Below are 19,280 nucleotides of genomic sequence, written 5' to 3'. Positions count from 1 at the left end.
GATCTCAGCCCGCCCACACGCGAAGACCGCCCAGCGGCTTCAGGCCGAGTTCTTCGAGGCCGGCTTCCCTTTCCGCGCTCCAGAATACGATAGGCAGACCGGGATAGGCGTCAGCGATGGCGTCGGTCAAACCGAGCGTGAAGACCGTTTCATCGCCTCCGGAAAACCAGTTTGAAAGGCCTATGGCACTGCCTGAGGCGTAAGAGATTCCTCCGGCCGCGATCTGACCGCCCCGGCAAAACCGCCAGAAGCGTATGCGTTCATCGGCCAGTAGAGTGTTCTTGAAGGGATGGCTGGCGACGCCCTCGCCCCAGGCCCCAGCCCAGCGCGCCAAGTCCCGCAGCGTGTTTATACACTCCCACGGGCGCTCCTTCGTCGAACCTCGCCAAATGGGATGCCCGCCATACCATTGCGCTTCGATCACCGGCGCAAACCCCAGAGATGCCAGATCGAGATCGCGGAAGCTGTCCTTGATGCTCCACTCTCCCACCTCCGGCCTCTGTCTCAGCGCGTGCACGATCTTCGTCACGGCCGCCTGGGCCTTCGGCAGTCGCGTGATCACATTCGGGTAAAAGCGTGGTGACGGCGCGCGATTGACCCAGGCATACGAATTATCGATCTCGTTCGAGCCATGCGCCGCGCAGACAGCGCTGCACCAGCCGATATTGTCCCCGATCGCCGCTTGTCGAAGCACCTCCCGCTTCATCTCTATTTCGCCGGTCCGGCTGGCTCCCAGAGCTCGATCGGGTTGCCTTCCGGATCATGGATGCGGCAGAAGCGCCCCACTTCGGAATCCCATTCGGCACGCGTCTCGATAGCGATGCCGGCCGCCTTGAGCTGAGCCATCATGCGATCGAGATCATCGACGCGGAAGTTGACCATCCATTGCTGTTTGGGCCTGCCAAAATAAGTGGTGTCGGCGGCAAATGGCCCGAAGATGGTGGTGCCCGCCTCCTGTCGCCACACCGTCGTCTGGATGTTGCCGATGCCGAGATGTGTTTCATACCAGGCCGCCAGCGCCGTCGGATCGCGCGCCCGGAAGAACAGCCCCCCAATACCCGTCACCTTGGCCATGTGCGTGCCTCCCCCTTGTTGCAATCCCGCATGATGCGGCAGGACAATCCGTCTGTCATCCTGTTTATCGGGAGAACCAGGCGGTGGCGAGCTCGCGATCGCCATCGGTCAACTCATGGCCCGCTTCGATGATCCGCGCCTCCAGATCGGCACCGCCTCCCCGCAAGGCCTGCTCCAAGGGGGGCGCCAGAGCGCGATAGGGATCGGCGCTTCCCGAAACCATCAGTGTACGGAGTTGCGAGAGATCGGCCCGGGGGGCCTGGTCGAGTACCATGACCGGGCGCAGCAATATCGCGCGCTTCACCTGTCCGGGATGCAGCAGCATCATGGCCGCCAGGAGATTGGCGCCATTGGAATAACCAAGGAAAGTCAGCTTGTCCGCCGCCAGGCCATAGGCCTTGACCGCTTCGTCGATGAAGACCGCAAAGGCTGCGGCCTCGAAGCGGATGTCGGCCTGATCGAATGAAGTGGGCGTAAGCCGCCGGAACCAGCGCAAAATGCCCTCCTCCGTGCTGCGGCCCCGCACCCCCAGCAGCGTCGCTTGCGGGGCGATGCGGCGGGCCAGCGGCATCAGATCGGCTTCGTTGCCGCCCGTACCATGCAGCAGCACTATCGTGCTTCCGTCGGGAGCCTCGGGGGCGCTGAAGCGATGGATGAACGGCAGATCGCGATAGATTACCCGTGCTTCTCCCGGGAGCGAAAATTGCGGCAGCATGGTTTCGAGGTCGCGGGCCCGCTCCCTCTCCTGTGGCGGCAAGAAGAGCCGCTCTCCCAGGTTTTCGACCGGCTCGTCGATGGTGAAGCCCGGTCCGTCGGTCGCGAGTTCGAGCAAGGTGCCGGCGGGCTCGCGCACATAGAGCGAGATGAAATAATTGCGGTCATGCACTGTGGTCGGGCTGGAATTGAGCCGGGCAAGGCCCTGCTCCACCTGGCGCAGGCTCGCCACATCGGGACTGCGCAAGGCAACGTGATCGGCGATGCCGGTTCCCGGCAGGCCCGGCCAGAAGCCATGCGCGTCGCGGATGTCGATCACATCGTCCGCTTGCGAGATGAGGCGTTCGACAGCACCGTCGCGGGCCTGGCGGCGCCATCCGAAATGGCGACTGATGAAGGAGGCGGTCTCTTCGGGCGCCTCCGACAGGATCGTGGCGCCTCTGATGCGACGGATCGCATGCTCGGCCGGAATGTCCGGCGTTGCCCATGGATCGTTCGCCGACAGAGCAGCGCCGACCAGTTTCACCGTGACGCCGTCGGGATCGCGCAGGCGTAAGCTCGTCTCGCCGAATTCCGTTGTCGGTCCCGACGCCGTGACATGGAAGCGCAAGGCGCGCTCGAGCCAGAAGCCGAGGCTCATAGGATCGATCGCCAGAGCCACCTCGCCGACCTGGCCATGGCCGGCCCGGCCCTGGGCGCCATCCTCCCAGACCAGGAAGGTGATCAGCGAGCCGGGCGAGCCTGAGCGGTCGCCATAAAAGAGGTGAAGCTGGGTCGCATCCTCATAACCGCCGGTGCGCTTGACGAGCCGCATCCCCAGGAAGCCGACATAAAAATCGACATTGGCCTGCACCTTGCGGGTGATGAGCGTGATGTGGTGGAGTCCGGTGGTCACGGGCTCAGCTCCATATGAACGATCTCGATGGGATCGCAGCCGAGCCCGTGGGAGAAATAGCCGCGTTCAATCGTACGGAAGCCGTGGCGCCGGTAGAAGCCTTCCGCATTGATGGTGGATTCGACCTTGATCGGCCCCGTATGTCCCTTGCGGGCATTTTCGATACCGATATCGAGCAGCCGCGCGCCAAGCCCCGAACCGGCCACGCCCGGCAGCAGAAACAGGCGGGTTACCTCGCCGGGCTCGGAATCGACAAAGCCCATGATCTTTCCCTTGTACTCGGCCACGACAACCTGTCCGCGCGATATCAGGTCTTCGTAGTAAGCCGGGCTGCGATCACCCATCCAGCTGGCGATCTGTTCCGGCGAATAGTGATCCCGGGCCAGCGCCGCGACGGAGCGCCGCGTGATATCGAACAGCGCTTCGCCATCTCCTTGCCGTGCCGGACGCAAACTTACCGTGTCCATGCTTCATATACTCCCGGCAACTGACGGCAACTCTGCGGCGATGCTCATGACGCGAGCCCCAGCCATGACAGTGCCGCATGCTCGCCCGGCAAGACCGATTGAATGATAGGCGGAACGAGGCTCAATCCATTGTCTCCATTCATGAACATCACGAACGCGCTTCGTCGTGCCGGTATTCCCATGGCGAATGCCCTGGCGCCGGGGTTAGCACCCCAATGAAAGAAGCCGCCGGCCTGTGTATCAAGGCCCCACCCTAAGCCCCAGGCCACGCCCTCCTCGAGCGTCTGCATCTCCCTTTCCAAGGCTTCCGTACGTTTCAGGGGGACTTGCGGCCCCGGCGTCATCCATTGACGCGCCATCCCTTGTGTCAACAAGCTGCCGTGGAGGCTGGCGGCGAGGAACCTTCCGTAATCCGGGGCAGTCGTCAGCAGCGAATAGGCCGCATTCGCCTCACGCGGCATGAACCGGTCCAGGACCGTCTCCGCCTCATGTGCGTCAGCCACGCGCGCTGCAAAATCCGGGCGCCAGACGAAGCTGGACTGGCGCATGTCAAGAGGATCGAAAACGAGTCGCCTGACGAGAGTATTGAGCGGTTCTCGCGTCAGGTGCTCGAGCGCGCTCTGGAGATACACGAAGCCCTCGCCGGAATAGCTGAAGCGGGATCCGGGTGGGAAATAGCTGCGCAAGGGACATTCGTCGCACCGCCAATTGGGCAGGCCCGTGCAATGTGACAAGATGTGGCGCGCGGTGATCGCAGCGCCAAGCGGATCGCCAGGGACCATAGGCGCAACGATATGCGAGAGCGGTTTGTCGAGATCGAGCACACCGCTGTCTGCCAGCTGAAGCGCAGCAAGGGCGACGACCGGTTTGCTGAGCGAGGCTGCCTGGAACAGTGTTTGCGATGTGACGGGCTCGGCGGTCGACATGCTCGCCACGCCGGAGGTGACGACATCCTCTCTTCCTTCGGTCAGGACGAGCATGGAGAATCCCGGCACTCCTGCCGCGCTCATCAGCGCCTCGATTTCATCTTTCATGATCATCCCAGAATTCAGATCGGCAGCAGCGCGTCGGGCTTGACGTCGGCGACAGAGGTATAGGTGTGGGTTTCCCTCACCCCTGGCAGGGGAAGAATGACACGCTGCAGGAAATCCTGGAACACCGCCATGTCGGCGATCCGCGCTTTGACGAGGTAGTCGAAGCCGCCGACGACCATGTGGCATTCGAGGACCTCAGGCGCGTTGGCCACGGCCTCGGCAAATTTGTCGAAGACATGCGGCGCCGTCTGGTCGAGCCTGACCTGGATGAAGACGATGGTTCCACGTCCGATCTTGCGGGGGTCGAGCACGGCCCTCACCGCGGTTATGAAACCGTCGCGGAACAACCGCTTGACCCGCTGACTCGTGCCAGTCGGCGACAGGCCGACGCGCGCGGCGAGATCGAGCGTCGTACGCCGCCCATCCTCCTGAAGCAAACGCAAGAGATTGCGGTCTATCGTGTCGAGATCGGCCATGTGAAATCCGCGGTAACCAGGGGTAGCTTGCGTGACAATCACGCACTTTGGAGCAAAACAGCGTATTTAATCGCGCCCTTCGCCGCAATAGCCTGCGCCATGCAATCGAGTCAGGTGGCGCAGGCGCCGAATATTCGACTGGCCCTCCTCGCGGGGCTTACGATGATCATCATCACCGCGGTGCAATTCGTCGCCGCGCGCTTCAGCCTGCGCGCCCATCTGACGGCCATCGACATCGCCAGCCTGCGCTTCGCCGGCGCCGGCGCCGTCTTCCTGCCGATTGTCTGGTGGATCGGAATAGCGCGGCTCAGGGCGCTCGGCTGGCGTCGTGCGCTTGCCCTCGCTCTCCTGGTCGGGCTTCCCTATCCGATGATCATCAATTGGGGGTTGACCTATGCGCCGGCCACGCATGCCGCGGCCCTGTGTCCGGCCTCGATCGTGTTCTTCTCCTTCCTCTTCGCGCGCGTCGCCTTCAACGAGAGGATCACGCGTGGCCGAGCAATCGGCACCGCCTTGATCATCGGCGGCCTCCTCCTGTTCATCCTGCCTTCCATATCAGGAATGCCGGACGTGCTGTTCGGCGATCTCCTATTCGCAGGCTCGGGGATCATGTTCTCCGCCTATGCCATCCTGGTGCGGCGGTGGGGCGTCGATTCCGTCACCGCCACGGCGGCCATCGCGTTGCTGTCCTGCCTGCCGTTGCCTGTGCTCCACATCCTGGTGCCGAACGGGTTCGCCTTGGCGTCCAACGTCGAGATCGTCACGCAAATCGTCATCCAGGGTTTCCTCGCCGGCGCGGCAGCCATCTTTCTCTATACCTATGCCGTGCGCCAGCTCGGGCCGCAGATCGCGTCGCTCTTCCTGCCCTGCGTACCGGTCGCGACGGCCTTTACCGGCATGATCGTGCTCGGCGAAGTGCCGAGCCTGCTGCAATTCCTGGCGATGCTGATCATGACGGCGGGCATGGTGCTCCCGGTCTTGCTCAAGCGCAACGGCGGAAGTTAGCGGCTGCGCGTCCCGGGTTTCCTGGCCGCCTTTTTTGTTTTCTCAGCCTTGGGCGGCAAGGTGCCGACGAAAACAACGGCGAGACGAAGTGCGGCCTGGACGGCCTTCCTGTCCAGCGCATTGGGATCGATATAGACATATCCTTCCATCAGCCGGCCCCCCATCTCCATTTGTCGCGCGCCCGTGACCTGCAAAGCCTGCGCCAGACGGTCCGGGCCGACACGCAGGAGAAGTCCCTTCTTGAACGTGCCGGCGACCATGTTGCCATCGAGCATGAAGCCGGTGCCACCGAACATCCTGACTTCGCGGATCTTGCCGGCCTTCGGCAGTGTCGCGCGCAGATCTGCAATGACATCGTCTTCGGTCATTGGGGGGCACCTCGGTGCTATCACGTGAGACCCACGCTAGCGAAAGCAGGATCAATTGCCAATCGGCGATGGAAATCCTGTCAGCGCGCCACTATTATCGTCTCATGCAACTTGTTTTCATCTACGGACAACCGGCATCGGGAAAATTGACGGTGGGGCGGGCGCTCGCCGAGCGCACCGGTTTCGCGGTCTTCCACAATCATCTGATCGTCGATGCCGTGGGCGCAGTCTTTCCTTTCGGTTCGCCGGAATTCGTGCGCCTACGGGAAAGCATGTGGCTCGATGTCATGCGGGCCGCGGCGCGCACTGGGCGCTCTTTGATATTCACCTTTGCTCCGGAAGCGACCGTCGCCGTGGACTTTCCGCAACGTGTACGGGCCGAGATCGAGGCTCTGGGCGGAAGAGTGATCTTCGTGGCGCTCGTTTTGCCCGAAACCGAGCAGGAACGTCGGATCGACACGCCCGACCGCTCCCGCTTCGACAAGATGCGTTCGCTTGAAATGCTGCACCAATACAGGGATGTCTTCGTCTCCTCCATGGCGCGCATGCCCGAGCCCGCCATCACCATCGACACGGCCACGCGGACGCCCGACGAGGCGGCTGCCGAAATCGTCGGCGCGCTCACGACAGACTGATGAAGCCTGTTCCCGCGACGGCCAGCATCGCGCCGATCCAGGCGGTGGCCGGCGGCGCGACGCGTGTCCGGGCCCACACCATGGGCAGGATCACCACCGGCGTCATGGAGGATAAGGTCGAGACGATGCCGACATTGCCATAGGCGAGCGCCGCCATCAGCAATGACATTCCGAGGAATGTGCCGAAAAACGCGGATCCGATCCCGAGGCTTAGATCACGATAGGAGAGCTGATGGGGACGAATGATGGCCGTGAAGGGCAGGACTGTGAGGGCGACGAACACCAATGCGGCCAGACCCGAGCGCACCGCCATGGCGGTGAAAGGCTCGACGCCGGCGGCCATGGCCGGGCGCGCCAGCAAGCTGCCCATGGCCTGCCCCAGGGCCGTGACGACGCCGAGCGCGATGCCTGCCCAGGGCACGTGCGCGGATGGCACGCGCGCCGTCCCCCGCCCCGGCGAGCCGATCGCCATAACGATGCCGGCCAGCACCAGAGCGACGCCCAGTCCCTGCAGTCTCGAAATCGTTTCGCCGAGAAAAACATAACCGAGCGTCAAGGCGAAAGGCGAGGTCAGCGAGAACAGCAGCGCCGTGTTGCGCGGGCCCGCCTTGTAGATGGCGGCGAAATAGGTGGTGCTCGCGATGATGATGCCGAACAGGCTCGATGCCGCCAGCAGGCCCAGTTGCGGCAGGCCGAGTGTTCGCCACCCACCCAGGAAAAGGGAGACCGCGCCCGTCATGATGAGCGCGGCCAGCATCTGCCAGCGCGCCAGGCGGAAGACGCCAACACGTCCCTTCAGCTCCGCGATCAGCATGCCGCTGACCGCGATGCAGAAGGCCGCCCCAATCGCCAATGTCTCGGAAATCAGCAAGAAATCACCCGCTCGATCGAGGCGCTATAGCAGGCGGACGATAGTTGAGAAACCGCTTGAGGATGCGACGGGACCTTCCTACTTTGCGGCGATCCCCCTTTGCGCCATCAGAGCAGTCGTTTCCGCATGACCAATCCCGCCGATCTCGATCCCCGCCAGCTCGCCACGCTCCGCGCCATCATGAAGGCGCTGCGCACGCCCGGTACCGGCTGTCCGTGGGATCTCGAACAGGATTTCTCCACGATCGCGCCTTACACGATCGAAGAGGCCTATGAGGTTGCCGATGCCATAACGCGTGGCGACAAGGCCGATCTCTGCGAGGAGCTCGGCGATCTCCTGCTGCAGGTCGTCTATCATGCCCAGCTCGCCGCCGAGGAAAAGAGCTTCAGCTTCGACGATGTCGTCGAGGCGATCTGCCGCAAAATGATCCGTCGCCATCCGCATGTCTTCGGTGACGAGGAAGCGCGCTCGGCGAAACTGGCCAAGGGGTTTTGGGAGGAGATGAAGGCGCGCGAGAAAACGGCCGGCGGCCCAAAGGGCGTGCTGGACGGCGTGCCGGTGGGCCTGCCCGCCATGACGCGCGCGGTGAAGCTGCAAGCCAAGGCGGCCAAGGTCGGGTTCGACTGGCCCTCGATCGACTTCGTCTATGACAAGATGAACGAGGAGATCGCCGAGCTCAAGCAGGAGACGGCGCGCGACGCCCAGGAGGCGGAATATGGTGACCTGCTCTTCGCCATGGCCAATCTGGGCCGCCATCTCGACATCGATCCGGAGGCCGCCTTGCGCGCCGCCAATGAGAAGTTTCTCCGCCGCTTCCGCCATATCGAGCAGGAACTGGCCGGGCGCGGCTCCTCGCCCGGGCAGTCGACCCTCGAGGAGATGGATGCGCTGTGGGATGACGCCAAGCGGATCGAGCGCGAGCGCGATCACTCGGCCGCGTGATCGAGCCGGCTGGTATTGCGCAGGCGGTATTTGAAGCGGTTGGCGGCGATCTCGGCTTTGTCCGTGCTAAGACGAACGGTGAGGACGACGCTGCCGTCCTCCAGTTGCTCGCGGCCCAGAACCTCGCCCTTGTCGTAGAACCAGGCCTGGCCCTGACCGTCGGCGGGATCGAGGACCGCCTCATAGAGGCTGAGATCCTTGCCGAGCTTCATTTCGATGAGCGCGCGCAGTTCGGCGAGGCCCTCGCCCGTCAGAGCCGAGACGACGACGCAGTTCTGCTGACGCTGCGCCTGGGCGCGGCGCATGGCGGCGCTGTCTTCGGCCAGAAGATCGACCTTGTTCCACACTTCGATGATGTGGTCGCGGCGGTTCTCCGCGATGCCGAGCTCGCTCAGGATGGCGGAGACATCGGCGGCCTGCGCCTCGCTTTCGGCATGGCTGATGTCGCGCACATGCAGGATCACAGCGGCCTCGATCACCTCTTCCAGCGTGGCGCGGAAGGCGGCAATGAGCTGCGTCGGCAGATCCGAAATGAAGCCGACCGTGTCGGAGAGCACGGCTTTGCGTCCATGTGGCAGCGAGATCGCGCGCATGGAGGGATCGAGGGTCGCGAACAGCAGGTCCTTGGCGAGGACGCCGGCATTGGTCAGCGTGTTGAAAAGCGTCGACTTGCCGGCATTGGTATAGCCGACGAGCGCCACGACCGGATATGGCACACGAGCCCGGCCCGAGCGGTGCAGGCCGCGCGTCTTCACGACGGTATCGAGTTGCTTTTCGAGCCTGGAGATGCGCTCCTGAATCAGGCGCCGGTCGGCTTCGAGCTGGGTTTCGCCAGGGCCGCCCAGGAAGCCGAAGCCGCCGCGCTGGCGTTCCAGATGGGTCCAGGATCTGACCAGCCGGCTCTTCTGATAGCGCAGATGCGCCAGCTCGACCTGCAGCAGGCCTTCGCGGGTGCGGGCGCGCCGCCCGAAGATCTCGAGAATGAGGCCGGTACGGTCGAGGACCTTGGCGCCCCACGCCTTCTCCAGGTTGCGTTGCTGTATCGGGCTCAGCATCCCGTTGACGATGACGAGATCGGCTTCCGCTTCCTTGACGAGGCCTGAGATCTCCTCGACCTTGCCGGTGCCGATCAGGGTCGCCGGCCGCGGCTCCTGCAGAATGACGACAAGCTGTCCCGCAATTTCGAGATCGATGGCGAGCGCCAGACCAACAGCCTCCTCCAGGCGCGAAGCGGCATCCCGATCGGCCGACACAGGCGCCGTCCTACCCTTGCGTTCGATGTGAACGACAATGGCGCGCGTCGCCTGAGGTCCTTCAATCTGGAATTTTACTTCGTGCCCGGAAGAATGCTTGCGTCTGGTGGGCTTCACCCGTCCTTGCCTTCCTCGTCGAACAGGCTGATCGGCCCGCCCGGCATGATCGTGGAGATCGCATGCTTATAGACGAGCTGGGACAGACCGTCCCTACGTAACAATACGCAGAAATTATCGAACCAGGTGATAATACCCTGCAATTTCACCCCATTAACGAGAAATACCGTCACCGGGATCTTCTGCTTGCGGACATGATTGAGAAAAGTGTCCTGCAGATTTTGTGGTTTTTCCTGTGCCATATGAAATCTTGTCCCCTTCTTTTTCGGTCACAGCCAAGGGAATCCGAGCCTAGCACGGTTGCAGTTTGTGCAAAACCGCAATTTCGTTAACAGGCTCTACGGAAATCCTTGCCGCTGATTTGCGTAATCGCGCTCGACGATTCAATAGGCCGTTGGTCTATGGACATTCGGGCGAATGTTGGGCGTCCATTACTATCCCTTCATTCCTGCACAGATTTCTCCGCCATAATGTTTCGGCGTAGCAATATAATCCTGAACGAATCTACACCGACCCGAGCTTGGCGCCACAGGAGATCAAGTAGATGACAGCGCCTTGTCGCGCCGAGCTTTCAGTTCAAGCTTTAAGTTGATGTGAGTGAGTCAGGCGGCGGTCGAATTGACCCGGTTGCGGCCGGCGCGCTTGGCGCTGTAGAGCGCCTCGTCGGCGCGCTTGATGATGATGTCCATCGTGTCCGACGTGCTTTCGACGGCCGCGACACCGATCGAAACGGTCACCGTCAGGGGGCCGTTGCGCGCGCCGACATTGAAGGGGGTGCCCGAGACGCTGCGGCGCATGCGGTCGGCGATCTTGGCGGCCACATCGACACTGGTATTGGGCAGCACGATCACGAATTCCTCACCGCCGATGCGACAGACCATGTCGATGTTGCGGATCGACTGCTTGAGGCGCGAGGCGATCTCCTGCAGAACGCGGTCGCCCGCCTGATGGCCGTGTTCGTCGTTCACCGCCTTGAAGTGATCGACGTCGAGCGCCAGGATCGACAGCGCCTTGCCGCGATTGATCGCATGCTCGACGAGCGCTGTGGTCTGGTTCTCCATATAGCGGCGGTTATAGAGGCCGGTCAGTGGATCGGTGACGGCCATTTCCATCGTCGCCTGCACATGCGAGCGCAGCTGATCAGTGTAGCGGCATCGTCGGATCTGCGTATTGGCGCGCGCCAGGAGTTCCTGCCTGTCGATGGGGCGGATCAGATAGTCGTTCACACCCATGTCGAGGGCGCGCAGCAGGCGTTGATGATCGTCAGGCGCCACGACGATAAGGATCGGCGTCTGGCGTGTCCGCTCAAGCGATTTGAGCTGCGAGCACAAGCGCAGGCCATCGACGCTGTCCATGTCGAGATTGATGATGATCAATTCGTAGCGTGACTCCGCCGCGTGCATGACGGCGGTCAGGGGATCGTCGATCACCGTCACTTCGTGATGCGGTACGAGGGCCTGGCGGGTGCGCTCGGCGGTATTGGCGCGATTGTCGATGACCAGGATCCTGCCGGGCCTTGAGGAGTCGATGCTGTCGCCGCCGCCGAGCATCTTGACGGTCCCGCCATTGGGCGAGCGCGCGCGCAATTCGTCGGTGAGCATCTTGAGCCTGACAAGGCTCTTTACCCGGCAGAACAGCGCCAGGTCGTTCACCGGCTTGGTCAGGAAATCGTCGGCTCCAGCCTCGAGCCCCTTCACCCGGTCTTCCGGCTGGTCGAGGGCGGTGACCATGACCACCGGTATGTGGTGCGTCTGCGCATCGCCCTTGATCTGCCGGCACACTTCGATGCCGTCGATGCCGGGCATCATCACGTCGAGCAGCACGATATCCGGTTTGGTCCGCTGCACGGAATCGAGCGCGTCGGCGCCGTTCATGGCGGTCACGACGTCGAAATACTCAGCCGAAAGCTTGGCCTCCAGCAGGCGCACATTGGCAAGAATATCGTCGACGACCAGGACCCTGGCAGTCATTGCGGTCCCTTGAGGAAACTGTCCACGGTTTTGAGGAAGCTCATAACGGAGATGGGCTTGGAGATATAGGCCTCACAGCCGCCTTCGCGGATCTTTTCCTCATCTCCCTTCATGGCGAAGGCGGTTACCGCAATAACCGGAATTTTGCGCAACTCGTCGTCTTCCTTCAGCCATTTGGTGACCTCGATGCCGGAGACTTCCGGCAGCTGAATGTCCATGATGATGAGATCGGGCATGTGCTGGCGGGCGATCTCGAGCGCCGAAAGGCCGTCGCGCGTTTGCAGGACGCGATAGCCGTGCGCTTCGAGCAGATCGTTGAAGAGCTTCATATTGAGCTCGTTATCCTCGACGATCAGCACGGTTTTGGCCTGCGCTGGATTTGTTGCGAGCATCTGCTCGGTCCCCACTCGTTCTCTCGGTATCTCTAGCACGGCTCACACCCGGTCAGGGCGTACTGTGGTCCTGTCGGGAATCTCCACACTCACCCCGATTAGCCTGTTTCGTTTTGAGAATTATTGCCGTTTCTTCTATAGGGAATTGTCACCGAACTGGGTAACTAACAGTTTAACCACTATGCCACTCGGCAACGTGGTAAACCATTGATTAAAGCGGAAAATCTCCATCATGCGAGCGCCTGCAATAAATGCTGGAGAAGCCGAGCTCATCGCCCTGAAAGCATTAGGTTTTCTGGCCAATGAGCCGGAGCGGTTCAGCCGCTTTCTGGCTTTGTCGGGGATCGAGCTCGGCGATATCAGGGCAGCAGCCCAGAACCCGCAATTCCTCGCCGGGCTCCTCAACCACCTGCTCCAGGACGAATCGCTGCTCCTCACCTTCACGGCCGAGCAGGAACTCGATCCCCGCCTTCCGGCGCTGGCGGCCGAAGCGCTTTCCCGCGCCAGATAACGATCACTTCAGCGCTTAAGCCGCCTCGGCGATGCGGGCCTCGAGCGCGCCATGGGCTTCGAGCGCGGCCTTGAGACGCGGCCGTGCCCGCACATGCGCCACCACCGAGGCGATATGGGGATAGCGGTTGAGCACAGCCTGTTCTGAGGGATGGCCCCAGATCGTTAGCATGAACAGATAGATATCGGCGGCCGAGTAGCTGTCGCCCGTCACGAATGGTCCATCTTCCGCAAGCCGCGCCTCGATGATCCCGAACAGGTCCAGGCTCCTCTGAACCGATTTGCGGCGGATGACGGCGATCTGCTCCTCGCTGTCGGCGAGCGCCCTGGCGTCGAAAGCGAGCTCGATAGCGGGATAGATATTGGTGGCCATCAAGACGAGGCTCGACAGATAGACCGCGTGATCGTTGCTGCCGATCGGCGGCGCCAGCCCCGCTTCGGGATGCGCGTCGGTGAGGAAGGCGACGATGGCGGCCGATTCGGTTATGGCCCGCCCATCGGGTAGTCCCAGTGCCGGAATGAGTCCCAAGGGACTGATCTCACGGAATTCCCGCGCCCTCACCTGCTCCGGCGTCAGCCAGATATTCTGATAGGGAACGCCAAGCTCTTCGAGCACCAGATGGGCCGAGAGCGAACCCCATCTCTTCACATTGTAGAGTTTGTACATGTTTCCCCCTCACTGCGTGACCGTACCCGCCCCAGTCAACTCCATTTAAGGCGGCTGCGCAACGCGATGATGACGGATAGAATGCCGGCATGGGACAGGACCAGGGTGCAGCGGCCTTTTGCCGGGATTGCTTCAAGCCGGCGGGCGATGGCGACCGCCGCTGCGCATCCTGCCGCTCGCCAAGGCTCGCGCGTCACCCCGAGTTGCATGCCCTCACCACCGCGCATCTTGACTGCGACGCCTTCTATGCGGCGATCGAGAAGCGCGACAATCCGAGCTTGCTTGACAAGCCGGTGATCGTCGGCGGCCAGCATCGTGGCGTCGTGTCGACCGCCTGCTACATCGCGCGCATCCACGGCGTGCGCTCCGCCATGCCGATGTTCACGGCCCGCAAGCTCTGCCCGGAAGCGGTGGTCATCAGTCCCGATATGGCGAAATATGCAGCCGTCGGCCAGCAGGTGCGCGCCCTGATGCTCGATCTGACGCCGCTCGTCCAGCCGCTGTCGATTGATGAGGCGTTTCTGGACCTGAAAGGCACTGAACGCCTGCATGGCCGCAGCGCCGCCCATTCGCTCGCGCATCTGGCGCTGCGGATCGAGAAGGAGATCGGCATCACCGTGTCGATCGGTCTGTCGCACAACAAGTTCCTGGCCAAGATGGCTTCCGATCTCGACAAGCCCCGGGGCTTCTCGGTCATCGGCAAGGCAGAGACGCTGGCCTTTCTCGCGGCGCGTCCCGTCGGCGCGATCTGGGGCGTCGGCAAGGCCATGCAAGCGCAACTCGCCAAGGATGGGATCACCATGATTGCGCAGCTCCAGACGCGCGAAAAAAGCGATCTGATGCGGCGCTATGGAACGCTGGGGGCGCGGCTCTATCATCTTTCGCGTGGCGAGGACACGCGCTCCGTGTCGACCGAGGACGAGACCAAGAGCATCAGCGCCGAGACGACCTTCGATGAGGATATCAGCGACTACAGGGCGCTGGAGCGCATCCTCTGGCGGATGAGTGACCGGGTGTCGCGGCGCGCCAAGAAGGACAGGCTCGCCGGCCATACGATCACGCTCAAGCTCAAGACGGCCGATTTCAGAATCCGTACCCGTAACGCGTCGTTCCAGGATCCGACATTGCTGGCCGACCGGATATTCACGGCGGCGCAGCCGCTGCTGAAGCGCGAAGCGACCGGCACCGCTTACCGCCTGCTGGGGGTCGGCATATCGCATCTGGTCGAGATCGACCCCGACCAGGCCGAAGCGACACTCGATCAGCGTGCCGCGACCCGCGCCAAGGCCGAGCAGGCAATCGACCGGCTACGGGAGAAATTCGGCAAGGACGCCATCGACCGCGGCCTTGTATTCGATGCGGAGTTGAACGAAACGCCGAAAGCGTCACCACGGCGCAAGCCGGGGCCTATTCAATAAGCGAAACCTGGGTAGTGCTGCCTGATTGGAAAGGCCTAATGAATCCCGACTTTCGTCGGGACGACCATTAGATCGGTCACTCGCATTTCTGCTGGGTGAGCATCTCGAGCGACGTCAGATTGCCGGAGATGACATATTGGCCATAGTCGATGGAGAGTCTGCCGGCGACACCGTTCTCATATAACGGGAAACTGATCTGATAGTCCGGCAGTTCCTCGCTCGTCTTGGTGTCCTTGTCGTATTCGTAGAAGGTGATGGAGAGCGGCCAGGACCGCATGTCCTTCAGCGCCTTGTCGGTGTTGGCATCGGTACCCGGTTCCTTGGGCTTGCCGATGAAGGAGATCACCTTGTAGGCCTTCGAACCGGAAGCCCCGTCATATAGGATGCTGACGTCGCGGGTTTCGCCGCGCTCGGCCGCTTCCATCAGCCGCTTCTGATGCGCCATTGGGAAAAGGACGCCGGCGGGAAGATCAAACTCCTCCGGTTTAGGCTCACTGATTTCGCCACGCCCGCCCTTGCCGGCATCGATGTCGGCCTTGAGCCTGGTCTCGGTGTCGAGACGGTTGTTGATGAACTGCTTGTCATTGATCTGGAGCGAAGAGCCGTCGCCCGATTCCCAGGAGGCGACCTGGTTGTCGAAGAGCTGGGTCTCGCCTTCGCTGGGCCTCAGCTCCATGACACGGCGGAAGCTGGTCGACCAGCCGTCGCAGGCAGAACCGGTGAGTTCCATCACCATGCGTCCGTCGGCGCCCGAAATATTCGATCCTTCCGAGGATCGCTCCAGTTTCAGGTCATAGACGGCGCGATGCGCCCGGATATTCACCCCGGCCCACGCATTGCTGCCTAATGCCGCAAGGGCAGCGACACCTAAGAGAAGGCTTGCGCCGCGTTTGATCTGATGTTTTCTAGTCCCGGTCATATGAATCCTCTGGGCTCCCGCCCTCAATAAGCCAAACGGTAGAACACAACAATGGCCTCCGCCTTACCGCGCCTTCTCGTCACCCGCCGCCTGCCCAAAGCGGTCGAAGCCCGCCTGGCCAAGGCTTACCAAGCCCAGTTCAACGCCGACGACCAGCCGATGAGCGAAGCGGATATCCTCGCAGGCGCCGCGGACAAGGACGCCCTCCTGATCACCCCGATGGATAAATCCTTCGCCACCGGCATTATCGCCAGATTACCGCCCTCGATCAAAATCGTCGCGACATTTTCGGTGGGCCACGAGCATGTCGATATTGCGGCAGCACGGTTAAGGAACATTGCCGTTACCAATACCCCTGACGTTTTGACTGACGCCACGGCGGATATCGCCCTCCTGCTGATTCTGGGGGCGGCGCGCGGCGCCTCTTGGGGCGAACGCATGGTGCGGGACGACCGCTGGACCTCCTGGTCGCCGACGGCGCCTCTGGGCTTCGATGTCACCGGCCGTCGCCTCGGCATACTGGGCATGGGCCGCATCGGCCAGGCGGTCGCCAAGCGGGCGAAAGGCTTCGACATGGAGCTGCACTATTACAACCGGCGCCCGGTCGCGGCCGAGCTCGCTCATGGCGCGCGCTATCATAAGAAGCTCGACGACATGCTGCCTTTCTGCGATTTCCTCTCGATCAACTGCGCCTCGACGCCCGAGACGCGTGGCCTCGTCAATGACGGGGTGATCGCCGGACTTCCGGACGGTGCCATCATCGTCAATACGGCGCGCGGCGACATCGTCGACGACGACGCGTTGATCGCAGCCCTCAACTCCGGCAAGCTCGCCGCCGCCGGACTCGACGTGTTCCGCAACGAGCCCCGGATCGATCCCCGCTACCGGGGCCTCGACAATGTGTTCCTCCTGCCTCATCTCGGCAGCGCCACGCGCGATACCCGCATTGCTATGGGCATGCGCGCCGTCGATAATCTCGATGCCTTCTTCGCCGGGCGCAAACCCGGCGATCTTCTGACCTGACCAACAACGGAGACTTTGCAATGAGCCAGATCGACAAGAAACTCGCCGAGCTCGGGATAACTCTGCCGACGCCGGCCAAGCCCGTCGCCAATTATGTCGGCTGGGTGCGTACCGGCAATCTCGTCTACACGGCTGGCCAGGTCACGCTGAAGGACGGCAAGATCGAGTATCAGGGCAAGATCGGCAAGGACTTCACCGTCGAGGACGGCGCCAAGGCGGCGCGGCTCTGCGCCATCAATATCGTGGCTCAGCTCAAGGAAGCCTGCGGCGGCGATCTTGACAAGGTGAAGCGCATCGTGAAGCTCGTCGGCTTCGTGAACGGAACACCGGACTTCGCCGACCAGCCCAAGGTCATCAACGGTGCCTCCGACCTGATGGTCGAGGTCTTCGGCGAGAAGGGCAAGCATGCACGCTCGGCGGTGGGCGCCGGCTCCCTGCCCCTCAATGTCGCGGTCGAGGTCGAGGCCATAGCCGAGGTCGAGTAACCCATGCCCATGCCGTCCGCTTTGCGTCCATTGGACTGGCTCACTGCCCGGCCGATCGCGCATCGCGGGCTGCATGACGCGAAGAACGGGGCCATCGAAAATACCCGGAGCGCCTTCGCCCGGGCCATCGCGCAGAACTATGCGATCGAGTGCGACCTGCAGATGGCCGGCGACGGCGAGGCCGTCGTCTTTCATGACGAGACGCTTGATCGGTTGATGGAGGGCAAGGGCCGCGTCTGCGATCATTCGGCGGCCGAACTGCAGGCTATGGCGTTCAAGTCCGGCGCGGACCGCATCCAGACCTTGGGCGAACTGCTCGATCAGGTGCAGGGCCGCGTGCCGCTGGTGATCGAGCTCAAGAGCCTTTGGGATGGCAATGAAACGCTGGCCCGGCGCGCGGTTGCTGTGGTCTCGAACTATGGTGGGCCGTGCTGTCTCATGTCTTTCGACCCCGGGGTCATCGCAGAGGTGCGCCGGCTGGCGCCCGACCTCGTCCGGGGCATCGTGGCCGACAGCTTCACCCACGAGGACTATGACAATCTGCCGGAGGCGGAGCGCGGGCGGCTGCGTGAGCTGGCGCATCTCGGCCAGACCGAGCCCGATTTCATCTCCTATTACTGGCGGGAGCTGCCACTCCCGGCCGTCACCCGTTTTCGCGAAGCCGGCCATCCGGTGATCTGTTGGACGATCCGCAGCGCCGCCGACATCCCGGCGGCGCTGCGCGTCAGCGACCAGATTACCTTCGAGGGCTTCCTGGCCTGACGCGGATGCGAAAAGTGGGCACCGGTTTTTTGCAAGAACCCTGCGCTGATATAAAGAGTATCGATCGCGTTCATGAGTTTGGATTGCTTCAATCCAAACCCATCGCGATCTAGACGGGCATGAAGATCGAAGTCGTATCCAGCATCGAGAGCATTCCGGCAGCGGCGTGGGACAGTTGCGCCAATCCCTTAGGGACTCCGTTCAACCCATTCATATCTCACGCATTTCTCTCTGCTCTTGAGAAATCGGATTCAGCTGTGCGCAAGACTGGATGGCTTGGCCGGCATCTGGTTGTGGAGGACGATGCGGGGAGCATACTCGGCGTGGCGCCCGCATATCTCAAGTCGCACAGCCAGGGCGAATATGTCTTCGACCACGCCTGGGCCGATGCCTTTCAGCGCGCTGGCGGGCGCTATTATCCCAAGCTCCAGGTAGCGGTGCCCTTCACGCCGGTGACCGGCAGCCGGCTGCTGGCGCCAACGGTTGAGCTCAGGACCCTTCTGCTTGCCGCGCTTCGACAGCTTGCCGGCGAAGCCGGCGCGAGTTCCGTCCACATCACTTTTCTGCCGGAAGAGGACTGGCGTGATCTCGGCACCGCCCCGTGGCTCAAGCGCACCGATACCCAGTTTCACTGGTTCAATCAGGACTATGCCGATTTTGAGGGCTTTCTCGCCGATCTTTCTTCGCGCAAGCGCAAGAACATCCGTAAGGAGCGCGAAACGGTGGGGGCCGCCGGCATCGCTTGTGAATGGGTTACCGGTCGCGACATCACCGAGACCCATTGGGACCATTTCTTCGAATTCTATATGGAAACCGGTTCGCGCAAATGGGGCCGCCCTTATCTGACACGGCGTTTCTTCAGCCTGATCGGCGAAAGCATGGCGGACCGGATCCTTCTGGTTTTCGCCAGGCGGGCCGGCCGCATCATCGCCGGCGCCCTCAATTTTATCGGGTCGGATGCCTTGTACGGACGCAATTGGGGCGCCGTCGAACATCACGCCAATCTTCATTTCGAGGCCTGCTACTACCAGGCCATCGACTTCGCCATCGCGCGCAAGCTCGCCCGGGTGGAGGCCGGAGCCCAGGGGCCGCATAAGCTGGCGCGCGGCTATGTGCCCAGGAGCACCCATAGCCTGCATTATCTTGCCCATCCGGGTCTGTCGCGGGCGGTCGCCGACTATCTCGACCATGAGCGGCTGGCGGTCGCGGAGGATCAGAGCGCTCTTGCCGAGCACGCGCCATTCAGGAATGCTGTCGAGGACGACTTTTGATGGAGTATCGCA

General features: G+C 62.4%; 23 protein-coding genes. 9 read left to right on the top strand and 14 right to left on the bottom strand.

The genetic code is table 11. The features are described from left to right. Positions 1–4: 4 nt before the first annotated feature. The 6 genes from G5V57_RS28580 to G5V57_RS28555 all read right to left on the bottom strand — a co-directional run bounded on the left by G5V57_RS28580 (position 5) and on the right by G5V57_RS28555 (position 4,660). Positions 5–706 carry a hypothetical protein gene (locus G5V57_RS28580; RefSeq protein ID WP_165171731.1) on the bottom strand — a complete coding sequence of 234 codons (702 nt, stop codon included), beginning with the start codon at positions 704–706 and terminating at the stop codon, positions 5–7. Positions 707–708: 2 nt separating this feature from the next. Continuing rightward, a complete protein-coding gene (locus G5V57_RS28575) occupies positions 709–1,074 on the bottom strand; it encodes a VOC family protein (protein WP_165171729.1) in 366 nt (121 codons plus the stop codon). A 64-nt stretch (positions 1,075–1,138) separates the two neighbouring features. Then, positions 1,139–2,683: a VOC family protein gene (locus G5V57_RS28570; RefSeq protein ID WP_165171727.1), complete on the bottom strand. Its 1,545-nt coding sequence runs from the start codon at positions 2,681–2,683 to the stop codon at positions 1,139–1,141. Then, the gene (locus G5V57_RS28565; protein WP_165171725.1) at positions 2,680–3,150 is read right to left on the bottom strand and encodes a GNAT family N-acetyltransferase; all 471 of its coding nucleotides are present in this window, start codon (positions 3,148–3,150) and stop codon (positions 2,680–2,682) included. Before G5V57_RS28565 ends, G5V57_RS28570 begins: the two co-directional genes overlap by 4 nt. A gap of 44 nt (positions 3,151–3,194) precedes the next feature. Next, entirely contained in the window at positions 3,195–4,184 is a 990-nt protein-coding gene (locus G5V57_RS28560) for a serine hydrolase (RefSeq protein ID WP_165171723.1), read from the bottom strand. A 14-nt stretch (positions 4,185–4,198) separates the two neighbouring features. Next, positions 4,199–4,660 (bottom strand): Lrp/AsnC family transcriptional regulator, encoded by a 462-nt coding sequence (locus G5V57_RS28555; RefSeq protein WP_165171721.1) that lies wholly within the window; start codon positions 4,658–4,660, stop codon positions 4,199–4,201. A 99-nt stretch (positions 4,661–4,759) separates the two neighbouring features. Here G5V57_RS28555 and G5V57_RS28550 point away from each other — a divergent pair, with 99 nt between their 5' ends. Then, positions 4,760–5,665, top strand: coding sequence for a DMT family transporter (locus G5V57_RS28550; protein WP_165171719.1), 906 nt, complete (start codon positions 4,760–4,762; stop codon positions 5,663–5,665). Here the strand turns inward: G5V57_RS28550 and G5V57_RS28545 are convergent. Beyond that, positions 5,662–6,033 carry a TfoX/Sxy family protein gene (locus tag G5V57_RS28545; protein WP_165171717.1) on the bottom strand — a complete coding sequence of 124 codons (372 nt, stop codon included), beginning with the start codon at positions 6,031–6,033 and terminating at the stop codon, positions 5,662–5,664. The two genes, G5V57_RS28550 and G5V57_RS28545, sit on opposite strands and share 4 nt — an antisense overlap. A gap of 104 nt (positions 6,034–6,137) precedes the next feature. Between G5V57_RS28545 and G5V57_RS28540 the strand changes: the two genes are divergently transcribed. Then, on the top strand, positions 6,138–6,668 hold the full coding sequence (locus G5V57_RS28540) for a shikimate kinase (protein ID WP_165171715.1): 531 nt from the start codon (positions 6,138–6,140) through the stop codon (positions 6,666–6,668). Here the strand turns inward: G5V57_RS28540 and G5V57_RS28535 are convergent. After that, a complete protein-coding gene (locus G5V57_RS28535) occupies positions 6,655–7,539 on the bottom strand; it encodes a DMT family transporter (RefSeq protein ID WP_165171713.1) in 885 nt (294 codons plus the stop codon). The two genes, G5V57_RS28540 and G5V57_RS28535, sit on opposite strands and share 14 nt — an antisense overlap. A gap of 126 nt (positions 7,540–7,665) precedes the next feature. Here G5V57_RS28535 and mazG point away from each other — a divergent pair, with 126 nt between their 5' ends. Further along, positions 7,666–8,481 carry a nucleoside triphosphate pyrophosphohydrolase gene (mazG, locus tag G5V57_RS28530; RefSeq protein ID WP_165171711.1) on the top strand — a complete coding sequence of 272 codons (816 nt, stop codon included), beginning with the start codon at positions 7,666–7,668 and terminating at the stop codon, positions 8,479–8,481. Here mazG and hflX read toward each other — a convergent pair. The 4 genes from hflX to G5V57_RS28510 form a co-directional block, all read right to left on the bottom strand. After that, positions 8,466–9,773 carry a GTPase HflX gene (gene hflX / locus G5V57_RS28525; protein WP_246737743.1) on the bottom strand — a complete coding sequence of 436 codons (1,308 nt, stop codon included), beginning with the start codon at positions 9,771–9,773 and terminating at the stop codon, positions 8,466–8,468. The two genes, mazG and hflX, sit on opposite strands and share 16 nt — an antisense overlap. 74 nt (positions 9,774–9,847) lie before the next feature. Next, positions 9,848–10,093, bottom strand: a complete 246-nt coding sequence (gene hfq, locus G5V57_RS28520) for an RNA chaperone Hfq (RefSeq protein ID WP_119274020.1) — start codon at positions 10,091–10,093, stop codon at positions 9,848–9,850. A gap of 360 nt (positions 10,094–10,453) precedes the next feature. Further along, complete coding sequence (locus G5V57_RS28515) at positions 10,454–11,821, bottom strand: PleD family two-component system response regulator (protein ID WP_165171707.1); 1,368 nt, start codon at positions 11,819–11,821, stop codon at positions 10,454–10,456. Beyond that, a complete protein-coding gene (locus tag G5V57_RS28510) occupies positions 11,818–12,213 on the bottom strand; it encodes a response regulator (protein WP_165171705.1) in 396 nt (131 codons plus the stop codon). The genes G5V57_RS28515 and G5V57_RS28510 overlap by 4 nt, the downstream gene beginning before the upstream one ends. Positions 12,214–12,445: 232 nt before the next feature. Between G5V57_RS28510 and G5V57_RS28505 the strand changes: the two genes are divergently transcribed. Further along, positions 12,446–12,724 (top strand): DUF3572 domain-containing protein, encoded by a 279-nt coding sequence (locus G5V57_RS28505; protein WP_165171703.1) that lies wholly within the window; start codon positions 12,446–12,448, stop codon positions 12,722–12,724. Positions 12,725–12,739: 15 nt separating this feature from the next. On the opposite strand, the gene G5V57_RS28500 is transcribed toward G5V57_RS28505, so the two are convergent. Further along, entirely contained in the window at positions 12,740–13,390 is a 651-nt protein-coding gene (locus G5V57_RS28500) for a glutathione S-transferase family protein (protein ID WP_165171701.1), read from the bottom strand. A gap of 89 nt (positions 13,391–13,479) precedes the next feature. Between G5V57_RS28500 and G5V57_RS28495 the strand changes: the two genes are divergently transcribed. Beyond that, complete coding sequence (locus G5V57_RS28495) at positions 13,480–14,808, top strand: DNA polymerase IV (RefSeq protein WP_165171699.1); 1,329 nt, start codon at positions 13,480–13,482, stop codon at positions 14,806–14,808. 76 nt (positions 14,809–14,884) lie between these two features. Here G5V57_RS28495 and G5V57_RS28490 read toward each other — a convergent pair whose 3' ends face one another. Then, on the bottom strand, positions 14,885–15,727 hold the full coding sequence (locus G5V57_RS28490; protein WP_165171697.1) for a cell envelope integrity EipB family protein: 843 nt from the start codon (positions 15,725–15,727) through the stop codon (positions 14,885–14,887). A 51-nt stretch (positions 15,728–15,778) separates the two neighbouring features. Between G5V57_RS28490 and G5V57_RS28485 the strand changes: the two genes are divergently transcribed. From G5V57_RS28485 to G5V57_RS28470, 4 genes are all read left to right on the top strand, one after another. Further along, on the top strand, positions 15,779–16,750 hold the full coding sequence (locus tag G5V57_RS28485; RefSeq protein WP_165171695.1) for a D-glycerate dehydrogenase: 972 nt from the start codon (positions 15,779–15,781) through the stop codon (positions 16,748–16,750). Positions 16,751–16,770: 20 nt separating this feature from the next. Then, a complete protein-coding gene (locus G5V57_RS28480; RefSeq protein ID WP_165171693.1) occupies positions 16,771–17,235 on the top strand; it encodes a RidA family protein in 465 nt (154 codons plus the stop codon). Positions 17,236–17,238: 3 nt separating this feature from the next. After that, positions 17,239–17,997 (top strand): glycerophosphodiester phosphodiesterase family protein, encoded by a 759-nt coding sequence (locus G5V57_RS28475; protein ID WP_246737408.1) that lies wholly within the window; start codon positions 17,239–17,241, stop codon positions 17,995–17,997. 119 nt (positions 17,998–18,116) lie between these two features. Beyond that, a complete protein-coding gene (locus G5V57_RS28470; protein ID WP_165171691.1) occupies positions 18,117–19,268 on the top strand; it encodes a GNAT family N-acetyltransferase in 1,152 nt (383 codons plus the stop codon). The last annotated feature ends 12 nt before the right edge of the window (positions 19,269–19,280 follow it).

Origin of the sequence: Nordella sp. HKS 07 (genome assembly GCF_011046735.1) — a bacterium.
GTDB lineage: Bacteria > Pseudomonadota > Alphaproteobacteria > Rhizobiales > Aestuariivirgaceae > Taklimakanibacter.
The sequence above is the reverse complement of the archived record's forward strand: the minus strand, read 5'-3'. Positions and strand labels throughout refer to the sequence as shown.

What these genes read in the sequence shown, in the direction of transcription:
- G5V57_RS28580 (WP_165171731.1), bottom strand. Translation starts at nt 706, where the DNA reads ATGAAGCGGGAGGTGCTTCGACAAGCGGCGATCGGGGACAATATCGGC.
- G5V57_RS28575 (WP_165171729.1), bottom strand. Translation starts at nt 1,074, where the DNA reads ATGGCCAAGGTGACGGGTATTGGGGGGCTGTTCTTCCGGGCGCGCGAT.
- G5V57_RS28565 (WP_165171725.1), bottom strand. Translation starts at nt 3,150, where the DNA reads ATGGACACGGTAAGTTTGCGTCCGGCACGGCAAGGAGATGGCGAAGCG.
- G5V57_RS28560 (WP_165171723.1), bottom strand. Translation starts at nt 4,184, where the DNA reads ATGAAAGATGAAATCGAGGCGCTGATGAGCGCGGCAGGAGTGCCGGGA.
- G5V57_RS28555 (WP_165171721.1), bottom strand. Translation starts at nt 4,660, where the DNA reads ATGGCCGATCTCGACACGATAGACCGCAATCTCTTGCGTTTGCTTCAG.
- G5V57_RS28550 (WP_165171719.1), top strand. Translation starts at nt 4,760, where the DNA reads ATGCAATCGAGTCAGGTGGCGCAGGCGCCGAATATTCGACTGGCCCTC.
- G5V57_RS28545 (WP_165171717.1), bottom strand. Translation starts at nt 6,033, where the DNA reads ATGACCGAAGACGATGTCATTGCAGATCTGCGCGCGACACTGCCGAAG.
- G5V57_RS28540 (WP_165171715.1), top strand. Translation starts at nt 6,138, where the DNA reads ATGCAACTTGTTTTCATCTACGGACAACCGGCATCGGGAAAATTGACG.
- mazG (WP_165171711.1), top strand. Translation starts at nt 7,666, where the DNA reads ATGACCAATCCCGCCGATCTCGATCCCCGCCAGCTCGCCACGCTCCGC.
- hfq (WP_119274020.1), bottom strand. Translation starts at nt 10,093, where the DNA reads ATGGCACAGGAAAAACCACAAAATCTGCAGGACACTTTTCTCAATCAT.
- G5V57_RS28515 (WP_165171707.1), bottom strand. Translation starts at nt 11,821, where the DNA reads ATGACTGCCAGGGTCCTGGTCGTCGACGATATTCTTGCCAATGTGCGC.
- G5V57_RS28510 (WP_165171705.1), bottom strand. Translation starts at nt 12,213, where the DNA reads ATGCTCGCAACAAATCCAGCGCAGGCCAAAACCGTGCTGATCGTCGAG.
- G5V57_RS28505 (WP_165171703.1), top strand. Translation starts at nt 12,446, where the DNA reads ATGCGAGCGCCTGCAATAAATGCTGGAGAAGCCGAGCTCATCGCCCTG.
- G5V57_RS28500 (WP_165171701.1), bottom strand. Translation starts at nt 13,390, where the DNA reads ATGTACAAACTCTACAATGTGAAGAGATGGGGTTCGCTCTCGGCCCAT.
- G5V57_RS28495 (WP_165171699.1), top strand. Translation starts at nt 13,480, where the DNA reads ATGGGACAGGACCAGGGTGCAGCGGCCTTTTGCCGGGATTGCTTCAAG.
- G5V57_RS28490 (WP_165171697.1), bottom strand. Translation starts at nt 15,727, where the DNA reads ATGACCGGGACTAGAAAACATCAGATCAAACGCGGCGCAAGCCTTCTC.
- G5V57_RS28485 (WP_165171695.1), top strand. Translation starts at nt 15,779, where the DNA reads ATGGCCTCCGCCTTACCGCGCCTTCTCGTCACCCGCCGCCTGCCCAAA.
- G5V57_RS28480 (WP_165171693.1), top strand. Translation starts at nt 16,771, where the DNA reads ATGAGCCAGATCGACAAGAAACTCGCCGAGCTCGGGATAACTCTGCCG.
- G5V57_RS28475 (WP_246737408.1), top strand. Translation starts at nt 17,239, where the DNA reads ATGCCCATGCCGTCCGCTTTGCGTCCATTGGACTGGCTCACTGCCCGG.
- G5V57_RS28470 (WP_165171691.1), top strand. Translation starts at nt 18,117, where the DNA reads ATGAAGATCGAAGTCGTATCCAGCATCGAGAGCATTCCGGCAGCGGCG.